We start from the raw sequence: 20560 nt of genomic DNA on the forward strand, positions 1-20560 counted from the left end.
TTACCTATAGTATATATCGTTTTATGATTGCATTCTCTCTTTTCCTACCTTTGACAAAACACTTTATATGCAAACAATAAATCCAAAGGAAATTGCTATTCCAAAATTATTTGGACATTTGACCGGAGCTGTAGGACCACGTCCCATAGCTTTTGCCAGTACTGTAGATGTAAAAGGGAATGTAAATTTAGCTCCTTTTAGTTTTTTTAATGTTTTTGGTGCAAACCCTCCTATTTTAGTGTTTTCTCCTTCTAGAAGTGGTCGTGATAATAGTACAAAAAACACCTTAGATAATGTATTGGAAGTTCCAGAAACTACCATAAACATTGTAGATTATGCGATGGTACAACAAATGAGTTTAGCGAGTACTGCATATCCAAAAGGCATTAATGAGTTTACAAAAGCGGGACTTACAGAGCTTGCTTCTGAAACCATACAGCCTCCTCGTGTAGCAGAATCTCCCGTGCAGTTTGAATGTAAGGTAATTGAAGTAAAGCCTCTGGGGACTGAAGGTGGTGCAGGAAATCTCGTAATATGCGAAATTGTTAAAATACACATAAAAGAAGACATTTTAGATACTAATGGCGCCATAGATCCGTTAAAAATAGATCAAGTAGCTCGTATGGGCGGCAATTGGTATAGCCGTGCAAATAAAGGGTTATTTGAAGTTCCAAAACCTATTGCACAATTAGGAATAGGTATAGATCAAATTCCTGAATCTATTAGATTAAGTACCATACTCACAGGAAATGATCTTGGAATGCTAGGTAATGTAGAGCAACTTCCTACAGCAAAAGAAATTTCAGATTTTGTTACCGAAACTCCTGAAATTAGCAAATTAGTGCAAATAGGAGATCAAAATATGCTACATACAAAAGCAAAAGAGTATCTCATTGAACAAAATGTGAATAAAGCGTGGAAAGTTCTGCTTGCTAAACTTTAATTTTTAGCTACATTTACACCCTATAATTCTTATTTGAGAGATGGAAGTACAAGGAAAAGTAAAAATGATCGGAGAAACACAAACCTTCGGTAATAATGGATTCAGAAAACGTGAAATCGTTGTGACAACAGAAGAGCAATATCCACAGCATATTATGGTGGAATTTGTTCAGGATAAAACAGATTTGCTAAACAATTATCAAGTTGGGCAAAATGTGAAAATTAGTATCAATTTAAGAGGTCGCGAGTGGGTAAATCCACAAGGCGAAACAAAATATTTTAATAGTATACAGGGATGGCGCATAGAAAACTTACAAGCTGCAGCACCACAAGGAGCTCCAGATATGCCACCAGTACCACCAGCAGATGCTTTTGAGCCTGCAAGTAACCTGAATACTGAAGATCATGATGATTTACCTTTTTAGGTAATCATCTTGGAACCCCTAAAAGTTCCACTTCACCCGCAGTTATCCCCTTAGCTGCGGGTTTTTTATGCCCGATTTACAATCATAACTTAAAAGCTTTTTACCCGTATCACTCATAAATCCTTTTTAGTATCTTTCTACTCTCTGTAAATCGTAATCGCGTAATCACCATATGTCTATCACAAAAACTATAGAAACGCTTTTTCAAAAGTATATTCCATCTCCTTTCGTAATAGCCATTATATTAACACTACTCACTATGGTGTTAGCATTATTATTTACAGAAAACCCTTCTGAAACAGCACATCCTATTACGATTCTAACATTTTGGGAAGAAGGCATCTGGAATAACAATTTATTGGTCTTTGCTTATCAAATGATGCTCATCCTCGTTTTAGGCCACGTATTGGTATTAAGCAAACCCATGAACTGGTTAATCTCTCAAATAACCGTATATGCAAAAGATACTTCAAGTGCTGTAATTCTTGTAAGCATCACAACCATGCTTGTCGCATTTTTTAATTGGGGATTAGGACTCATTTTTGGCGCTATTATAGCACGCAAAATTGGAGAAGCCGCCGTAGAGAAAGGTTTTAAAATCAATTATCCTCTTGTAGGAGCTGCAGGATATATTGGACTTATGGTTTGGCATGGAGGTATGAGCGGGTCTGCTCCACTAAAAGTAGCCGAAGAAGGGCATCTTGCCTCATTAATGAATGGCATTGCATCACCAGAAGTTATTGCACAACTTCCTAGTAAAATAACAGATGGACAAACCATTTTTAGCTGGTGGAATCTTCTCATTTTTGGAATCCTTCTGATCGTAATTCCTTTTACGTTTTATTTGCTTTCGCGAAATGGAAAAACAACCGCACTCCCTGATTTTAGTACTTCTAAAAAGTTTTCTGAACACCCTCAAAAACAAGACAAACTCGACAACTCTAAATTACTAGCTATAGGGTTTGGTTTCATACTTCTTATTGCCTTTTTTGCTAGATATTATGGAAAGTCATTATCTCCTAATATGCTTAATTTCCTAATGCTTGGGTTAGGTATTATCCTACACGGAAATTTCAAAAACTTCCTTAAAGCTGTAGAAGAAGCCATTGGGGGAGCCAGTGGAATTTTAATTCAATTCCCATTGTATTTTGGAATCATGGGAATCATGAAAAGCACAGGAATGGTGACGATGATCAGTGATGGATTTATTGCAATTGCTACAGAAACAACACTCCCTATATTTACATTTTTTAGCGCAGGACTCGTCAATATTTTTGTGCCAAGCGGTGGCGGGCAATGGGCCATTCAAGGTCCTATTGTTATAGAAAGCGCCCTTTCACTAGGCGTTCCTTTACCCAAAGCAATCATGGCATTGGCCTATGGAGATCAAGTCACCAATATGTTACAACCCTTTTGGGCATTACCATTATTAGGCATTACAAAACTAAAAGCCAAAGAAATACTTCCTTACACTCTTATTCTTATGGTAGTAGGAAGCGCTATTTATATCTTAGGGTTACTGTTATTATGATTAAAAACTAGCATGCATATTCTCACAGATCATATCGCTTTTCCTCATCCTTCTCATGCCGAAGAAGACGGGTTACTTGCCGTAGGTGGAGATTTACAGCCAGATAGGTTGATGTTAGCCTATTATTCTGGAATATTCCCTTGGTTTAATGAAGGGCAAATGGCATTATGGTGGAGTCCTGATCCGCGTATGGTAGTCAAGCCTCAAGAAGTATATGTCTCAAAATCTATGCGTAAAGTGTTACGTGACAACTCCTTTAAAGTGACATATAATCAATGTTTTCTTGAAGTTATTCTAGCCTGTAAACGCATCAAAAGAGAAGGGCAACACGACACTTGGATCACTAATGCTATGGTGGAAGCTTATCTAAAACTATACGAAATGGGGCACTGTATTTCTGTAGAGGTTTGGCAAGAAGATCAATTGGTAGGAGGGCTCTATGGCATCGATTTAAAAGACAAAGGTATTTTCTGTGGAGAAAGTATGTTTGCCAAAGTGAGCAACGCCAGTAAAGTAGGATTTATTACGCTTTCGCGAAAGCTAACCCAGCAAAACTACCGTCTTATTGATTGTCAAACATACACAAATCACCTTGCTAGTTTGGGAGCCAAAGAAATTCCTAGAGAAGATTTTTTAAAGTATCTATCTTAAATGAATAGTAACTTAAATCCCTCTCCGTCTGAGAGAAGCTAAATGAGTATTAAGAAAGCGCTTGCACCTCTTTATAACGATAACAACCTACCGCATGATCATTGACCATCCCAATAGCTTGCATAAATGCATAGATCACCGTAGACCCTACAAACTTAAAACCTCGCTTTTTTAAATCTTTACTTATCTGATCACTCAATGGGGTATTAGCAGGACAATCCTTATAGTGATTCCAACTATTCTGAATGGGTGTATCATCTACAAATGCCCATAAATATTTAGAAAAACTGCCAAATTCTTTTTGGATCTCCATATAACATTGTGCGTTAGTGACCGTTGCACGTACTTTCAATTTATTACGGATAATGCCCGCATCTTGAAGAAGATCTGCAATTTTATTTTCATCATATTGCGCAATACGCTTATAATCAAAACGATCAAAAGCTACTCTAAAATTATCTCGCTTACGCAAAATAGTAATCCAACTCAGTCCCGCTTGAAAAGTCTCTAAGACTAAAAATTCAAATAATAAATCCTCATCTCTTAGAGGAGTTCCCCACTCATTATCGTGATAAGATTCGTATAGATCGTCGCCTACACACCAACCACACTTGTGTTTTGTCATAAGTAATCATTTATCGGAGTTATCTTATAAAGATATACCCTTCACTACATTTAAAAAAGTAAACTAATAAAAACCATCAAAACAATAAATAAATCTTTTTAAAGCAACCCTTTAAAAAGATTTGAGTCTTGTTTATACATCAACCAATCATCATGAAAAAAATTACATTATTACTATTTGTATTCATATACGGAGCGATACAAGCGCAAATTATTGACTTTCCCGATGAAAATTTAAAGAATGCATTGCTGAACCATAATCCAACAATTGACACTAATAATAATAACGAAATTGAAATAAGCGAAGCCGCAAATTTTAATCACGAGCACTTGAACTTACAATTCAAAGGAATCACAGATATTACAGGTTTAGAAAACTTTACATCCATAGAAAAATTTATTATTGGTCATAATGATATCACCTCTGCGGATATAAGTGTACTTCCTTGGGCAAAAGATATTGGACTAAATGGTAACGAACTAACAGAAATAGATATATCTTCTAATCTTGCCTTAGAAGTATTAACAATAAGCAATAATGATATCTTAGATTTAGATATTTCTAACAATATAGATTTAGTAATCGTACGTGCTGGAGGTAATGAGTTAACAGAAATAGACTTATCATCTAATCTTGCTCTAGAAGAGCTTTATATCAATAATAATGATCTTTCTAGTATAGACATTTCTAACAATACCAATTTATTAGTTTTGAATACTGGAGGTAATAATTTAACTACTCTTGATACATCCAATAATCTCGCACTAGAAAGTCTCAACGTTTTTTTAACAGATATAAGCACATTAGATCTATCATTAAATAATCTCAAAAGCATTGATATATCAGGAGCATTATTTACAAATTTTGATGATTTTAATTCCCAAATAGAATTAGAAAATATCGATGTAGGTTCTACTCAGATTTCAATACTTGACACTAGTATTTTTCCTAGCTTAAAATACCTTGCAACTCAGTTTTCAGATATAACAGAATTAGATTTATCTCAAAACCTTGAATTATGGGCATTATATGTTGGATACTCTGGAATGACTACAGTAGATATCAGTAATAATTTAGATCTAAGATCTCTTATTATTTGGCAAGGATTGACTTCTATAGATGTCTCTCAAAATCTTGAATTAAGATCTATACAATTATCAAACTCAAATCTAACATCGCTTGACCTTAGTAATAACAATAAACTCTGTTATGTGACTGCCTCAAATACAGATTTAGAATACATTAATATTAAAAACGGTAACAACACAAATCTTGATCCAGATTCTCCATGCTCTCTGGACGATTCTGGAGGAGGTATAGGAGGTGTAAAATTTAGAGTTGATAATAATGATAACCTTGCAGTTATATGTGTTGATGAACTTGATTATGCTCTCGCAAATTTTAATGTTCCAGATTCAGCAACACTACTAGAGTCTTGTCCAGGAAGTTTAGGAGACACAAATCAACTTACAGGCACTATATCTTATGATGAAAATAATGATGGATGTGATCCAAATGACCAAGCTATTTCTACCATGGTACATAGTACCGATGGGGTAACTGAATTTGCAACTATAGCTGAACTGACCGGAGATTTTAATATATATGTTTTGGAAGGAGTCTATGATACTCAAGTGCTTGGTTTACCTAATTATTTTGCAACAGACCCAATTATACATCAAAATACTTTTACAGGGTTTGGTCAAACTGAAAATATAGATTACTGTATAACAGCTACTACCAATCTAAATGACTTATCTGTAACGTTAATTCCAACAAGTGAGGCAAGGCCTGGATTTGAAGCCAATTACCAAATTATATATACCAATATAGGTACGACCACGGTCTCTGGAAGTGTTGACCTTACCTTTGATGATGCCCTTGTAAATCTTGAGCTAGCTAATCCTGTCCCTACCAATAATAATGGGAATATACTCTCTTGGGATTTTACAGACCTTCAACCGTTAACTAGTAGAACTATTGATATCACCATGCTTGTAGAGCAACCGCCCACTGTTGTCGGTGATGACATTCTACAATATATAGCAGCTATTTCTCCAAATAATGACGATCAAACACCTGATGATAATACCTTTGAGTTAAATCAAATCGTGGTGAATTCCTATGACCCAAATGATAAAACATGTCTTGAAGGAGAAGAAGTCCTTATTGAAGATGCAGATGAATACTTACATTATTTAATTCGTTTTCAAAATACAGGAACTGCATCAGCTATCAATGTTAGAGTAGCAGATCAACTGGATGAAAAATTAGATTGGACAACACTCGTTATAGAATCACTAAGCCATCCTGGAAGAACAGAAATAATGAATGGGCGTGACATTTCTTTCATATTTGATGATATAAACTTACCGCATGAAGATGCAGATCCTGAAGGAAGTAACGGATTTATTTCCTATAAAATAAAACCTAAGGAAGATGTAGTACTAGGAGATACCATTGAAAATACTGCTTATATCTTCTTTGATTTTAATCCTCCTATCATTACAAATACTACAGAAACTACTTTTGTAGAAACATTGGCTATAGATGATAGTGCTGCAATAACTCTTGAGGTGTATCCAAACCCTACATCAGATATTTTATACATTAATAGTAATGAACCTTTAGAAAAACTAACTATTTATAACAGTCTAGGGCAATCTATTAAAACTAAAGATTTAGAAGGCTTAAATAGTCAAATAGACATGAGTAATCTAGATAGAGGCATATACTTTATCTCACTACAAGCTATTTCTGGAGCTTCTGAATACAAACAAATCATTAAAAAATAAAAGAAAACACGATTGTATTTCATTATTCTGTGAGGTATTCTCATTTTGACTTTAAAAAATGTAATTTTGACAATTATAGTGATGTAAGTATGTCTTTTCTTTGTCGACTCACAGACTATGAAAACAATGGTAGAAAAATCAAGAGAACAAATTGTACAAGAAGCGCTTCCAAAAGCGATCACGTATCAATCATATAGACAACTAATGGATGATCATGCTGCTCAAGAAACGAGCACGGGTCCTAACCAAACTGAAGCACTAACTAACTATACGATGCTCAATCAACGTCGTATGAAACGTTTAGACAAAACCACAAAAATCCAAGAAGCAGAAATTGCAAAAATTCAAAATTTTAAAGGAGATGTTACTTGGCTTGTTATTACAGAAAGTTGGTGTGGTGATGCTGCTCAAACAATGCCTGTAATGCAAAAAATAGCTGAGCTTAATGACGGGATTGATGTAAAGGTGATATTACGTGATGAAAACCTGGAACTAATAGACGCTTTTTTATATAATGGAGGACGCTCTATTCCAAAGCTTGTCGCTATAGATAATACTTCTGGAAATGTACTAGCAGATTGGGGACCACGTCCATCTGAAGCTACCAAGATGGTAAATGACTATAAAGAAGCACACGGTAAGCTCACTCCAGAATTCAAACAAGACTTACAAGTTTGGTACAATAAAGATAAAGGACAGAATACAATAGAAGACCTAGTATCTCTCTTAGAAAATCAAAATTAATAGCTTAATCAAAAGTATATTTATAATACCATATAGCACTAACGCTATAACAAAAGGAGTTTTTAAAACACTAGAAGTAATTGAAGTTGTTTTAGAAATTCCTTTCATTATTTTATGCTCTTCTATGGCAGCCCCTTCTTCTATATCTTCTTGCGCTATCACCGCTTCTATTTCGGTTGCCTTTACTTTTACTAATCTAGAAAAAACAAGATCCGTAATAAAAGTAAACGGAAGAGCGAAAAATTTAATTCTCTTTTCTAGTACTTTCTTTAATGATGGTTTTATAACAAATAAAGCAACTCCCCGAAATACATCTTTAAAAGAAGTACTTACAGAAACCCCTTCTGATCGTTGAGTTCCTAATTGTCGCGTATCATTATATACATGAATTGCCGTTTCGGTAGTGATTAAAATTACTTTATTAAGATCGTCCCGTATTCTATTTATGAGTCGGATTGCTGATATCAGAATAATGGTAGGAAGTGACACAACAAAAAGCAATAGAAATAAAAGAATAACTAAAAGGATGTATTCATTTTGAAAATACGCATAAACAAATAAAATTACACTCGCAATTAATACAGTAAGCCCTAATATTCTCCCTATATACAATGGAAAAAAAATGGCATCCGAAATAGTTTCTGCAACCTCATCTACTTCATACTTGCTGTAGTCTATTCTATTATTTTTTTGCATCGTCTTAGATTATGATTTTGTCCAAATTCTCGTATCTAAATTAAAGTCCTTTACCATTTTTTTCAGAGAATGTAATTCATCAATATATCTGGTAAAATAGGTTTCGTCTTTAACTTTCTTTTTCAGGTTTGCTGCAAAGTAATTTCTGGAATTAGGAACGGTTAAGAAAATAGTTCCGTTTTGAAAACTTACTACAGGCCACTTTTTTTCTTGTTGGTGTAAATGCTCTATAGCTTGAATAATTGCAGGAGATAAGACATAAAATGCAGTTTGTTCATTGGTGCCTAATACATTATATGCTTGATTAATTAATGGATTTTCAACGGTTATTTTTTTGAAAGTAGTCCCAAAGAAATAGTCATCCAGTTTATCATTTATGTTTTCTAAATTTTTAGGCATTAGTAAAACTTGCCCACTAAAATGCTTATGGAAATCAGCACTCATATACATCCCTTGATAAAATATCTTTGTTTCCTTAACAAGCCCTATGGGCAGCTCATCAATATTGCCACTACCTTCCCCTCCAAATAATTGCGCTATAATTATAATAGGAATTAAGATCAATGCAAATAGAATAAGTAAGATCGTTTTAAACCAATTGACATATTCTTTTTTAAAACATATTTCTCCAAACTCGACATCTACACCATCTACTTTTCCTTGAATAAGATCATCACCTGTAAGAGAGATATACGTTGCAAAAAAAGACTTATTAAATAACCCACTCTTTTTTATCGTTTCATAATTGATGTGATAAGGATAATATTTTAAATTAGGGTCTGTTTTTTCAATGATAGTGGGTATGATCTTGTCTTTGATGCGAGATTCATAAACATTCCTTGGTTTAGGAATGGCAGTTAAAATAAAATATAGTATTAAGCACCCAAAACCCCAAAAACCAAAAGGAATAATAATAAAAAGAGTGATAATAAATAAAACTCCTGTTGCTATAAAGGACAATGCCCTGAGAGGAATTACAATCAAATTATACAAAAACTGTAAACCTCTAAAAGACAAGCGCATTCTTTCTACAGAAGAAGCTTTTTTACGTAAAAACTCGTTTAACTCCAAAGGTGTATTATTTAAAAAGTTGACCTACTTGAGGAGTTGATCTTTCTATTTCTGTAGCTTCAAAATAAATTTTTGGTTTGTATTCTAAAAACCCAGCCATGATATTACTAGGAATAGACTCAACACTATTATTAAATGATATAACGCTTGCATTATAAGCCCTTCTAGAGGCACTCAATTGTTCTTCCATTTCTGCAAGTGTACGTTGTAAATGCATCATATTCTCATTAGACTTGATGTCTGGATAATTTTCCATAGTGACACTAAGCTGTCCTAATAATTGAGACATTTCATTTTCTAAACCAAATCTCTCTTTGGTATCTAGACCATCACTTATTTTGCTTCGTAATGCTGTTATTTTTTCAAAAAGTGTAGACTCATGGGTCATTATCTTCTGGACACTCTGTACAACATTAGGAATTAAATCATATCGCTTTTTAAGCATTACATCTACACCGCTAAAAGAAAATTCTACTTGATTCTTTTTTCTTACTAAAGCATTGTAAGAGAATATCAGTATAGGAATTGTAATAAAGAAAACTGGAAGTGTAACAATTACAAGAACCACCATTATAATTGTTGCAGTAGATTTTGTCATAAAAATTCGATTTTCATAAAAGTATCAAATTAAAATGACAAATAATAACATTATAGAGATTGATAAATTACCCTTGAAAGTTAAACGTAATCGTACCTTTTTGAGAAACCGTAGAGGTACTATTAAACAGTGCATCAGAAGCATATGAAAGTGCCTGATCAATCAGACATCCATTAGAAGAAGTAGATGCCTTTTTATTGTACTCTTTTTTAGTGATCGTTCCTGTACTATTCACTTCTATATCAAGTACAATTTTTCCTATAGCATCACAGGTATAAACAGGATTAGGGATGACAATCGCATTTCTCCCTTTAAGATTATAGGACACCGTACTCTCTCTATTTCCTTTTTTACTATTGCGTTCTTTCTCCCGCTCTTCAATCTGCGCTTTGATCAATTCATTACGTTCTGCCATGGCGAGTTCGCGAGATTTCTTATGCTCTTCTAATAACTTTTCATTTTCGGCTTCTAGATCTTCTACACTTTGTAGTTGCTGTTGCTCTATTGCTTTTCGAATAGGATCGTCTTCAGAAAACAGTGCTTTGCTTTCGTTACGCAATTCATTAGAGTTATATGCCTGATGACTTTTTACTTTTGCTGTTTGAGTAGTCGTTTCTTTCTCTTCCTGAGTTTCTTCTACAATAGGTTCTTGAATTACAGGAATCTCTATAAACTCTTCTTCAGGGTTTGGGTTTTGATAAGGCTTCACTCCTAAAAAGAAAAACACAAGCACCAAAAAACATGCGCCCGAAAACGTAATAAGCATGGATTTATCTTGTGAACTCAACTTCATAAGGGGTCTAAAATAATCAAAATCTCCTATACTAGGTAAACGATTAACAGTCTTTAGCTATTATCTCGAGCTGCAAAACTATTCTCAAACGTCACAATATCTTGTGCATTATCTACGCAGTAATCTCCTATTTTGGTTCTTTTAAGTGCAATAAGATGCGCTCCACTATCTAACCCTTTCCCCATATCATACGCAAGTGATCGGATATAGGTGCCTTTACTACAACGCACTCTAAAATCTACTTCAGGCATAACAATTCGGGTGATTTCAAAATCATATATAGTGATTTCGCGAGTAGGAACTTCGACTTCTTCGCCTGCTCTTGCAAATTCATACAGGCGTTTTCCATCTTTCTTTAAAGCTGAAAATACAGGAGGGCGTTGTTGGATGGTTCCTTGGTACGCTTTCGCGAAAGCGTATACAGCCTCCTCCGTAATATGATCTGTAGAGAAGGTTTCATTTATTTCTGTTTCCAAGTCGTACGAAGGTGTTGTAGCACCAAGCTTTACTGTGCCGGTATACTCCTTTTCCTGTCCCATAAACTCATTAATACGCTTAGTAAACTTACCTGTACAGATAATCATTAATCCTGTTGCTAGCGGATCTAAAGTCCCTGCATGACCCACTTTAATCTTCTTTATATTCAGATTTTTTCGGATAAGCCATCGCACCTTATTGACCAACTGAAAGGAAGTCCATTCCAACGGTTTGTCAAACAGTAATACCTGCCCATCTTTATAATCTTGATCTGTGAGGTTTGAGTCTTGAGACATACTATTATCGATTATATAAACTAAATCCAATAGCAATCAACCCAACAATCAAACAGTAAATTGCAAACCAAGAAAGTTTACTTTTCTTCACTAGTTTAATCATCCAAGTACAGGCTACAAGACCTGCGATAAAGGCAGCAAGAAATCCTATAATAAGTACAGAAACATTCCCGCCTCCTGTTGTTAAATCTCCTCCTAAAATATCTTTGACAATCTTTCCTAAGATTAATGGAATGACCATTAAAAATGAAAAACGAGCGGCTTTGCTTTTATCGTTTCCTAATAATACTGAAGTAGATATGGTAGCACCACTTCGGGAAATCCCTGGAATCATAGCAATTGCTTGAGATATTCCTATAATAAATGCATTCGAAAAAGATACTTTTTTCTGTGTATCTTTTGCCTTATCTGCCATCCATAACAACACTGCTGTCAAAATAAGCATGCAACCTACTAAAAGAATATTTCCTCCAAATAATGCTTCTAATTGTTCTTCAAAAAACAACCCAACAATCACCGCTGGAATCATAGATAGTATAATCTTAGCAGAAAATTGTGTTTCTTCATTCCATTTAAATGACAATAAGCCTCGTATAATTTCCCAAATATCTTTTCTAAAAACAACAATTGTACTTAAGGCTGTTGCAAAATGAACTACTACCGTAAACATTAAGCTCTCTTCAGGTACAGAAGTATCTCCAAGAATAGCTTTCCCTAACTCAAGGTGACCACTAGAGGAAACAGGTAAAAATTCGGTAAGACCTTGGATAATACCAAGTAAAAGGGCGTCTAAATTATTCATGGGTGCAAAGATGCGGTTACTCAAGCAAAATGACAAATAATAACGAAAAGAGTATCTTCAGAAAAATAATTAGTAAGCAGGGCTAGTAAAATCTAGTTTTCAATTGTTTAATACATGGATAACACTATAAACTAACTGCTATGAAAAAAACCCTCCTGACATTAATATTTCTATTGTGCATACAAACCATCGCATTTTCTCAAAATCAAGCTAATCCATGGCTCGAAACTTCAGAAACACGCACAAACTCAATGAATAAAGAGTATAGAAATTTTACTCCTAATCATTACAACTTGTACTCACTAAACATTGATCAATTACAACAACGTATTAATACCGTTCCTTTGCGAGATAGTAATGTGGTTTCTGATGTAATTGTTTCTTTTCCTACTATCAATGGAAAAATAGAAAATTTTAGAATTTATGAAGCTCCTGTATTAGATGAAGCATTAACAGAAAGATATCCATCTATCAGGTCCTATCTAGGTCAACATATAAAAAACACATCTACTGTCATACGTTTTAGCGTTTCTAATAATGGCGTACACGGAATGATTACTTCTGGTTCTCATAAAACAGTATACATTGATCCATATACAGAGAATAAGGAGTTTTATATGGCATACTCCCGTGAAGACATTCCTGATAATGCTTTTGCAAATGAGTTTTTTGAGTGTCGTGCTGACGATATCATTACTACACCTTTAGAAAATAATGAAGCTCTTCCTGCAAGAAATGCAGATGACAGCACTCTAAGAACCTATAGACTTGCCGTAGTTTGCACAGGAGAATACTCTGCATATCATCTTAATAATCAAGGTATAGATCCTGATGCAAACGATGAAGAGAAAAAAGAAGCTGTACTTAGTGCCATTAATACGTCTATGACGCGAGTAAATGGGATTTTTGAAAGAGATTTAGCACTTACCATGGTTGTGATAGATAACAATACAGATATTATATTCTTAGACCCTGCAACAGATGGTTTGACAAACAATGACCCTTTTGAGCTTTTAGAAGAATCTCAAGACATTTGTGACGATGTTATTGGAAATCCAAATTATGATATTGGTCACGTATTTAGCACACAAGGCGGTGGTGTTGCCTTTTTAAATTCTCCTTGTGTTACAGGATTAAAAGCGCAAGGTGTTACAGGTATCAATAATCCAATTGGAGATTTCTTTAATGTAGACTATGTAGCTCATGAAATGGGACATCAGTTTGGGGGTAATCATCCTCAAAATAATAATTGTCAAAGAACCAGTGTTTCTATAGAAACAGGAAGTGGATCTTCTATCATGGGATATGCTGGGATTTGTGCGCCAAATGTTCAAAATAACAGTGATGATTATTTTAACGGAGTGAGTATTGCAGAAATGTGGAATAATATAAGTGCAGGAGCTTCTTCAAGTTGTCCAGAAATGTCTTCTACAGAAAATCAAGCACCTATTATTACTCCAACAGAAAACTTTATGATTCCTATTAGTACACCATTTGTATTAAAAGGAAATGCAACAGATCCAGAAGAAAACGAAATCACTTATTGCTGGGAACAAATTGATGCTACACCAGCACCAATGCCTCCAAGTCCTACCTCAGCCAATGGCCCATTATTTAGAACATTGGACCCTACCGTAAATGCTGACAGGTATATGCCTGCCTTAAGCACTGTCGTTGCAGGAGATTTAGGAAGCACTTGGGAACAACTTCCTTCCGTAAGCCGTTCTATGTCTTTTAGATTAACCATTAGAGATAATGCTACTATAGGAGGTGCCACAGCTAGTGAAGACATGACTGTCACTTCAACAGATAGTGCAGGGCCTTTTATAGTCACTTCTCAAGCAACAAATGAAAGTTGGGATTTAAATACAACACAAACAATTACTTGGGATGTAGCCAATACAGATGCAGCTCCCATTAATGAAGCTGCTGTTAATATCTTCCTATCTACAGATGGAGGTGAAACATTCCCGACACAACTTGCTACAAATGTCCCTAATAATGGTTCGACATCTATTGTTGTGCCAAGTAGTCTAGATCCCACTACAGAAGCAAGAGTATTAGTTATGGGAGTTGTGAGTCCGTTTTACCAAATAAATACAGCCAATTTTACAATCACTGATGTTTTAGGGATTTCAGATCTCGATAGTTCTAATTTTGAACTATTCCCTAATCCTACAACTGGAATAGTTGATATACGTTTTACGTCGTCAAGCAATAAAGTATCAATAGTACTGTACGATCTTGCTGGTCGAAAAATCTCAGAAGAAACAGAGGAAACCATTACAAATGCTCCTTTTACAAAAACACTCAACTATCAATACCTTCCAAAAGGAATCTATTTTATGAAAATTTCTGATGGAGATCTTATAAGCACCCAGCGACTTATTAAGAAATAAGAGCTGCTTGCTAATTAGCCATTACTATTCAAAAAAGAGGTTGTCTAATATGTAGTTAGACAACCTCTTTTTTTATAATTTAATATTAGAGACTATAATATCTATTCCGTCTATTTGATAGTTTAAGTCAAAGCTAATTTCATTTTTAGCATTTCTCTTTATAGCTAATCTACCTTGTGTAATTAAGTGATATCCCGCTTGCCCTCGGCAAAAACACTGTTTATTGAGCAGTAGTTTTAGTTTAGATAAAGATGCATCTTTTAAAACCATGATTCCTTTTAATCCTTTAGGAACTTGAAACATAATCGTTTCTTTATAATCACCATCAGCTATTCCTTCTTTTGCTGGAACAGCATATGTAAATTCAACTAGTTCCCCTTCTCCTTCAGTAAATAAAGGATACATAGCTCCTGTAGTATCTGTCTCAATAGAATATGATCCTTTTTTAATAGCTATAGCACAATCTCCATTATTAGGACAACTATCATTATTAATCTGGATACTAGTTGTATCATTCTTAAATGCCACTTCTTTTTTTATTGTACTACAACCAGATATGAGTATAGAGATCATGACAACTATAAAAAACATCCTTGTATTTCTAATGTATTGTTTCATATACTGTTTTTAAATTATGTAGTTCTCAAGACGTCTATACCACTAAAGTAAGAAAACTATTTACGGTAATGATCATATAATGATTAAGGCACTATGAAAAATAATAATGAAAAGGGTGTTGCTAGAAAAACAATTTAAAAAAACGAATTCCTAGTATTACTTATTTTAAAAAATCTACTGAACTTTCAACCAGTAAGAATAACTGAGTTATTACTCTTTCCCTTTATTAGGGTTTAAAAGAATTGCATATACTTCAATACCAAACCCTATTAAGACAATGGCAGGTGCAAGACGTATACGTCTCCAAGAATATATTTCAGGGTTAAACACATTAGGGTCATCACTACCACCTCCAGACATCAAAATAAAACCAAGCGCAATAACAGCAAGACCAATAAGCATCCATTGGTAATTTTTCTTACCAAAAATAAATTCTGTTTGATGCTTTTGTGAAGCTGCTGTTTTACGTTTTTGCTCTCCCATTATTCTGGCCCGTGTATGTGGGTGTTTTTATTATAATTCAAATATACGAGTATATTTAATTAAACTCAGTAAATAAAATCTCATCTCCTACTGTTATTTGTGCAATATGATTAGAAGAAGACCCTATAAGGGTGCTTGCAAGATGCAAAGTAACATTTTTATTTAATACTTTCTTACGAACGCCTTCTATCGTATATCCCTGCTCTAACCCTCTATTGATGTAATAGATTCCTCCATTATATTCCGCAAAGACAATATCTTTATCACCACCTTCATACACTCTTGATACGGTAATTTGTTTCACATCACAGTCTTCTTTTTTAGGATTCTGGATAAGACAGGAAACACATAAAAATGATACTAAAAACGAAAGAATAATAATACGACGCATAGAAAGAGATTTTAACCCATTAACGTATAGCGCATTAAAATATTTTATGATTAAACTGACTTTATTGAGTGATTACAGCATCTGTAATACCATCTAATGCAGTATTTACCTTTTGAACAACTTCTGTTTTATCAGTAATTCCATGACGATTGGTTAAGAAAGTAGCATCAAAATAAGATACATAAACCGTCCCGTTTGCGTCTTCATGCACCAATACTTTTAAAGGAAGATCAATACCAATACTTTGATTACTTTGCATAAGTAATGTACCTACTTTTGGATTTCCAAAAATTAACACACGTGTGGGACGTAATTCAAGATCAACACTCGCAGCGGCTTTATCATGAGGTACAATAGCCATGATATGTAATCCTTTTGCTGTGATAACTTCTTGTAGCTTTTCAAAAGTTTCATCAGCGGTATATGGGCTTTCTTTTGTAATCAACTGCGGTGTAATAGCTGCTACAGAAGCTCCTTCTATTTCATTATTACCTGCAAATCCTGCTAACGCTCCATTTACTTTAGTAATGACTGCTTGTGGTTCTGAAATACCATATCGACTTGTAAGGGTAGTCGCATTATAATAACTCACTTGAGCATCTCCTGCTTCATCTTCCCATACTAGTATTTTTAGAGGAAGATCCAATCCAATTCGCTGGTCTTGTTGCATTAATAAAGTGCCTCCTTTAGGGTTTCCAAAAATGAGCGTACGTGTAGGACGTAATTCAAGACCTGCTTTTGTTGCTGCAATACTATGATCAATATTGGCAATGATTTTAAATCCCTTTTCTTCCAGTTGTGAAATTAAAGTATCTGCAAGTTGGGATACCGTTTTTTCATTAGATACGGTGATAAATTCAGAAGTTCTCATAGATGATGTCGTTGTCGGTTTTTGCTGTTTTTGTGTACAGCTTATACCCAGCATCAACAAAAACAAGAAATAGATTCCATTTTTCATAACATCGGTTTTGTCGTAAGGAATGATAAATTTATACGGTTATGTCATAACATTTATGATAGTTGCATTATACGCTTTCGCGAAAGCGAGTTTACAAGACTTGTCTGCCGGCAAAGGCAGGTTCAACTTACACTATTGAGTGCGTCTTGTAGACTTCTCCATAGTTAGTTTCACTAATAATACAACTCGTCGGTACGTAAATTCAAGAAACGTTGTGTCGCAAAAAAAGTACTGATCCAAGTGATAAAAATACCTAGTAGAAATACGCCTAAGAATAGTGCTCCTATCATCAATTTATCATCTAATAATGCTAGGTCTGGAAACTGCTCGTTGAGGTAGTATAATATGGCAGCCATCCCAATAAGTGCTAGTAATGCTCCTAGCATACCTAATCGCACGCTTCTCCATACAAAAGGACGACGTATAAAACGCTTAGTCGCTCCCACCATTTGCATGGTTTTTATCGTAAATCTTTTGGCATATACAGATAAACGTATCGAACTATTAATTAATAAAACTGCAATAAATGTAAATATCACACTCACAATAAGCACCCAAAAGCTGATACGCTTGATATTATCATTTAGTAAACTAATGAGTCGTTTATTATATGTGACCTCGTCTACAAAGTCTTTTGAGGCAATTTCATCAGAGATTTCTTTGGTTTTTTCAAAAGAAACATAATCTGCCTTTAAATAAAGATCTATGCTATTCTGGAGTGGATTATAACCTAAATAATCCATAAAATTTTCACCAATCTCTTCACTATGCTCCTCTGCTGCAGTTTCTTTAGATACAAAAACAGAAGACTTCGTATACTCGGCTAATGCCAGTGATTTTTGAAGTTGTTTGATCTCAACATCTTTCGCACTGTTTTTAAGATATACAGAAATCACCACTTTTTCCTTTACATGATCAGCTACCTTTTTAGCGTTTATAACAACAATACCTAATGCGCCCAATAGAGATAACACCAATGTAATACTAATGATTACAGAGAAATATGAAAAAAATAATCGGCGTTTTTGATACCGTTCAAATGAGGATGCCATAAATACAATTCAGATTTGTGTTGTAAAAATAACAATGATTTTTACATACTTCTATAAACAACGTTTAAAGTTTCCACATTGTTATACACGCTACTTCTCATTTATGAGTATCTTTTGCGTCAGAAAAAAAATAGAACTCATAAATTTCCTCAAAGACATAAAAATTTCCAGACCTGGATTATGGTTTCCAACTGTATGGATTTATTTAGTTCCTTTTAGTCTGGAGACTAGTTTTTGGGAACAGCCTATTTTTTGGATCGGACTTTTCTTTGTCACTTTTCCACTTAATTATTTAGTGTATGGTCTTAATGACTACAATGATATTGCGTCAGATAAAGTAAATGATCGTAAAGGGAATTTCCTTTTTGGTGCTAAAGCTTCACAAGAACATCTAACCAAAGTTCCCAAAAAAATAGCGCTTGTCCTTTTACCTTTTATTATTTATTTCACTTTTCTGTCTGGCGTCTATATGTTACTCTTATTAGCATTTATGATTGTCATTAATATCATCTATAACTTTAAACCTTTCCGAATCAAAGAACGCCCACCATTTGAGATTTGCATTCAGATTGGGTATGTATTTACTGCTTTTTTTAGTGTATTATTGAATGATCTCACCATGATCCCGTGGCAAACCATTTTATACTTAACCCTATTTGCATTTCAAGCACATATTGCTGGTGAAATCATGGATATAGAACCCGACAGACTTGCCAATAAAAAAACCACCGCAACCTTGATAGGGCGCAAAAACACCAAGTACCTCATGCTAGTTCTGTTATTATTAGAAACTTATATTCTTGCTATCTGGTTTCAAGATTATATACTAGCAGGATTTCTAGGGATTTTTTCTATATGGTTGCTCTTAGATGTCTTTGTTTTCTTTAAAGAAAAACCCTATTCCGTAGCTCAAATGAAACTCTTTGGTATCGCCATGAACTTATCGGCACTTGCCTCGATGCTTTGGGCATTGTATTCTGGAAAACTATTGCATCCCGTTTTTTAGTTTTTTCCGCTTTCGCGAAAGCTTAAAAAATTAAGGCTAAAAAAATCAAATAACACTATATCTATAATTACTACATATTGCTATTTTGGCATTTCGAAAAGTTGTCGTGAAATTTGAAGTGAGCATCTCGTAAAATTTCATACTGTTTGAGCGTAGCGAGTTTATGAAATTTAGCGATCGAACAATAAATTTAGACAAGGTTTCGTCTGCCTAGACTTTTTTGTTTCTTTTTTTGGCAATGAAAAAAAGAAAATATAGCTTTAAAATATGAAAATTCTAATCTACGGTACAGGAGGAGTGGGTGGTTTTATAGGAGGAAAACTAGCACAAACCCAACATCAAATAACACTCATTGCACGTGGCGCTCACCTGAAAGCCATACAAGAACGCGGATTACAAGTACAAAGTATTACCGGTGATTTTACAGCACACCCACACCTAGCAACAGATGATGTATCTAATATTGATACGCCAGACCTAGTCATTTTTGGCACAAAATCATGGCAACTTAAAGAAGCATCTACTGTTATATTGCAATATACAAATAAAGATACTGTGTTCTTACCCTTACAAAACGGAGCAAACAACACAGCAATACTCAACAGCGTACTTCCAAACGAACAAGTACTCTCGGGACTTTGTCGCATGATTAGTTTTATCAAAAGCCCTGGCGTGATTTCAAATCCTGACATTCCGCCTTCCTTTCTTTTTGGCGAACAAGATAATACCCGCACTCCAAGAGTAACAGCTATTTTAGAGGTATTTAAAGAAGCTGGATTGAATGCCAATATCCCAGAAAACATCCAAGTAGCGATTTGGCAAAAATTTCTATTTATTACTACCGTAAGCGCTATTGGTGGTTTGACCAGAGCATCCATAGGTGTTATGCGAGACAGTCCTTATATCAAAGATCTCATGCTCAAAACCGCACAAGAAGTCTATGCGGTAGCGCATGCCAAAGGCATTGCATTACCAGAAAATACCATAGACAAAGCTTTTGCCGCCATTGCACGACAAGCACCCGAAACAACAGCCTCTACACAACGTGATCTGATGGAAGGAAAACCTAGCGAACTCGAAAACTTTAATGGTTTTATCGTAAAAGAAGGGAAAAGAGTAGGAGTACCTACACCTGTAAATGAGATGATTTATCAATTATTATTACCTCAGGAGAATAGCGCAAGAAAAGGGTAAAAAAATCACTCAA

Annotated in this window: 21 protein-coding genes; 9 read left to right on the forward strand and 12 right to left on the reverse strand. The window is 34.6% G+C overall.

Annotated elements, in window-relative coordinates; genetic code table 11:
- The first annotated feature begins 67 nt into the window (after positions 1 to 67).
- The 4 genes from CHB80_RS03465 (at position 68) to aat (ending at position 3549) form a co-directional block, all read left to right on the forward strand.
- Positions 68 to 943, forward strand: a complete 876-nt coding sequence (locus CHB80_RS03465; protein WP_089370027.1) for a flavin reductase family protein — start codon at positions 68 to 70, stop codon at positions 941 to 943.
- 40 nt (positions 944 to 983) lie between these two features.
- Positions 984 to 1367: a DUF3127 domain-containing protein gene (locus CHB80_RS03470; protein ID WP_089370028.1), complete on the forward strand. Its 384-nt coding sequence runs from the start codon at positions 984 to 986 to the stop codon at positions 1365 to 1367.
- 172 nt (positions 1368 to 1539) lie between these two features.
- Positions 1540 to 2898, forward strand: a complete 1359-nt coding sequence (locus CHB80_RS03475) for a short-chain fatty acid transporter (RefSeq protein WP_089370029.1) — start codon at positions 1540 to 1542, stop codon at positions 2896 to 2898.
- Between the two features lie 12 nt (positions 2899 to 2910).
- A complete protein-coding gene (aat, locus tag CHB80_RS03480; protein ID WP_089370030.1) occupies positions 2911 to 3549 on the forward strand; it encodes a leucyl/phenylalanyl-tRNA--protein transferase in 639 nt (212 codons plus the stop codon).
- Positions 3550 to 3598: 49 nt separating this feature from the next.
- On the opposite strand, the gene CHB80_RS03485 is transcribed toward aat, so the two are convergent.
- Entirely contained in the window at positions 3599 to 4174 is a 576-nt protein-coding gene (locus CHB80_RS03485; protein WP_089370031.1) for a DNA-3-methyladenine glycosylase I, read from the reverse strand.
- Positions 4175 to 4326: 152 nt separating this feature from the next.
- On the opposite strand from CHB80_RS03485, the gene CHB80_RS03490 reads away from it, so the two are divergent.
- Complete coding sequence (locus tag CHB80_RS03490; RefSeq protein ID WP_089370032.1) at positions 4327 to 6969, forward strand: T9SS type A sorting domain-containing protein; 2643 nt, start codon at positions 4327 to 4329, stop codon at positions 6967 to 6969.
- Between the two features lie 117 nt (positions 6970 to 7086).
- The gene (locus CHB80_RS03495; RefSeq protein ID WP_089370033.1) at positions 7087 to 7713 is read left to right on the forward strand and encodes a thioredoxin family protein; all 627 of its coding nucleotides are present in this window, start codon (positions 7087 to 7089) and stop codon (positions 7711 to 7713) included.
- Here the strand turns inward: CHB80_RS03495 and CHB80_RS03500 are convergent.
- From CHB80_RS03500 to CHB80_RS03525, 6 genes are all read right to left on the reverse strand, one after another.
- Positions 7696 to 8409: a hypothetical protein gene (locus CHB80_RS03500; RefSeq protein WP_089370034.1), complete on the reverse strand. Its 714-nt coding sequence runs from the start codon at positions 8407 to 8409 to the stop codon at positions 7696 to 7698. The two genes, CHB80_RS03495 and CHB80_RS03500, sit on opposite strands and share 18 nt — an antisense overlap.
- 9 nt (positions 8410 to 8418) lie before the next feature.
- Positions 8419 to 9480 carry a DUF3137 domain-containing protein gene (locus tag CHB80_RS03505; RefSeq protein ID WP_089370035.1) on the reverse strand — a complete coding sequence of 354 codons (1062 nt, stop codon included), beginning with the start codon at positions 9478 to 9480 and terminating at the stop codon, positions 8419 to 8421.
- Positions 9481 to 9487: 7 nt separating this feature from the next.
- Positions 9488 to 10078, reverse strand: a complete 591-nt coding sequence (locus tag CHB80_RS03510; RefSeq protein WP_089370036.1) for a LemA family protein — start codon at positions 10076 to 10078, stop codon at positions 9488 to 9490.
- Between the two features lie 67 nt (positions 10079 to 10145).
- Complete coding sequence (locus CHB80_RS03515) at positions 10146 to 10844, reverse strand: hypothetical protein (RefSeq protein WP_089370037.1); 699 nt, start codon at positions 10842 to 10844, stop codon at positions 10146 to 10148.
- An 80-nt stretch (positions 10845 to 10924) separates the two neighbouring features.
- Positions 10925 to 11644, reverse strand: a complete 720-nt coding sequence (truB, locus tag CHB80_RS03520) for a tRNA pseudouridine(55) synthase TruB (protein ID WP_089370038.1) — start codon at positions 11642 to 11644, stop codon at positions 10925 to 10927.
- A 4-nt stretch (positions 11645 to 11648) separates the two neighbouring features.
- The gene (locus CHB80_RS03525) at positions 11649 to 12446 is read right to left on the reverse strand and encodes an undecaprenyl-diphosphate phosphatase (RefSeq protein ID WP_089370039.1); all 798 of its coding nucleotides are present in this window, start codon (positions 12444 to 12446) and stop codon (positions 11649 to 11651) included.
- A gap of 140 nt (positions 12447 to 12586) precedes the next feature.
- Between CHB80_RS03525 and CHB80_RS03530 the strand changes: the two genes are divergently transcribed.
- Positions 12587 to 14845 (forward strand): reprolysin-like metallopeptidase, encoded by a 2259-nt coding sequence (locus CHB80_RS03530; protein ID WP_089370040.1) that lies wholly within the window; start codon positions 12587 to 12589, stop codon positions 14843 to 14845.
- 72 nt (positions 14846 to 14917) lie between these two features.
- Here the strand turns inward: CHB80_RS03530 and CHB80_RS03535 are convergent, their stop codons facing one another.
- The 5 genes from CHB80_RS03535 to CHB80_RS03555 form a co-directional block, all read right to left on the reverse strand.
- Positions 14918 to 15463, reverse strand: coding sequence for a hypothetical protein (locus CHB80_RS03535; RefSeq protein ID WP_143337041.1), 546 nt, complete (start codon positions 15461 to 15463; stop codon positions 14918 to 14920).
- A 210-nt stretch (positions 15464 to 15673) separates the two neighbouring features.
- Complete coding sequence (locus CHB80_RS03540; RefSeq protein ID WP_089370042.1) at positions 15674 to 15946, reverse strand: DUF3098 domain-containing protein; 273 nt, start codon at positions 15944 to 15946, stop codon at positions 15674 to 15676.
- 55 nt (positions 15947 to 16001) lie between these two features.
- The gene (locus CHB80_RS03545; protein ID WP_089370043.1) at positions 16002 to 16337 is read right to left on the reverse strand and encodes a hypothetical protein; all 336 of its coding nucleotides are present in this window, start codon (positions 16335 to 16337) and stop codon (positions 16002 to 16004) included.
- 61 nt (positions 16338 to 16398) lie between these two features.
- Positions 16399 to 17295 carry a DUF302 domain-containing protein gene (locus tag CHB80_RS03550; protein ID WP_089370044.1) on the reverse strand — a complete coding sequence of 299 codons (897 nt, stop codon included), beginning with the start codon at positions 17293 to 17295 and terminating at the stop codon, positions 16399 to 16401.
- Positions 17296 to 17468: 173 nt separating this feature from the next.
- Positions 17469 to 18347: a cell division protein FtsX gene (locus tag CHB80_RS03555; RefSeq protein WP_089370045.1), complete on the reverse strand. Its 879-nt coding sequence runs from the start codon at positions 18345 to 18347 to the stop codon at positions 17469 to 17471.
- A 103-nt stretch (positions 18348 to 18450) separates the two neighbouring features.
- Between CHB80_RS03555 and CHB80_RS03560 the strand changes: the two genes are divergently transcribed.
- Positions 18451 to 19353, forward strand: a complete 903-nt coding sequence (locus tag CHB80_RS03560; protein WP_188476180.1) for a UbiA family prenyltransferase — start codon at positions 18451 to 18453, stop codon at positions 19351 to 19353.
- 267 nt (positions 19354 to 19620) lie between these two features.
- Entirely contained in the window at positions 19621 to 20547 is a 927-nt protein-coding gene (locus CHB80_RS03565) for a ketopantoate reductase family protein (RefSeq protein ID WP_089370047.1), read from the forward strand.
- The last annotated feature ends 13 nt before the right edge of the window (positions 20548 to 20560 follow it).

The organism is Dokdonia pacifica, from assembly GCF_900188275.1.
Classification (GTDB): domain Bacteria; phylum Bacteroidota; class Bacteroidia; order Flavobacteriales; family Flavobacteriaceae; genus Dokdonia; species Dokdonia pacifica.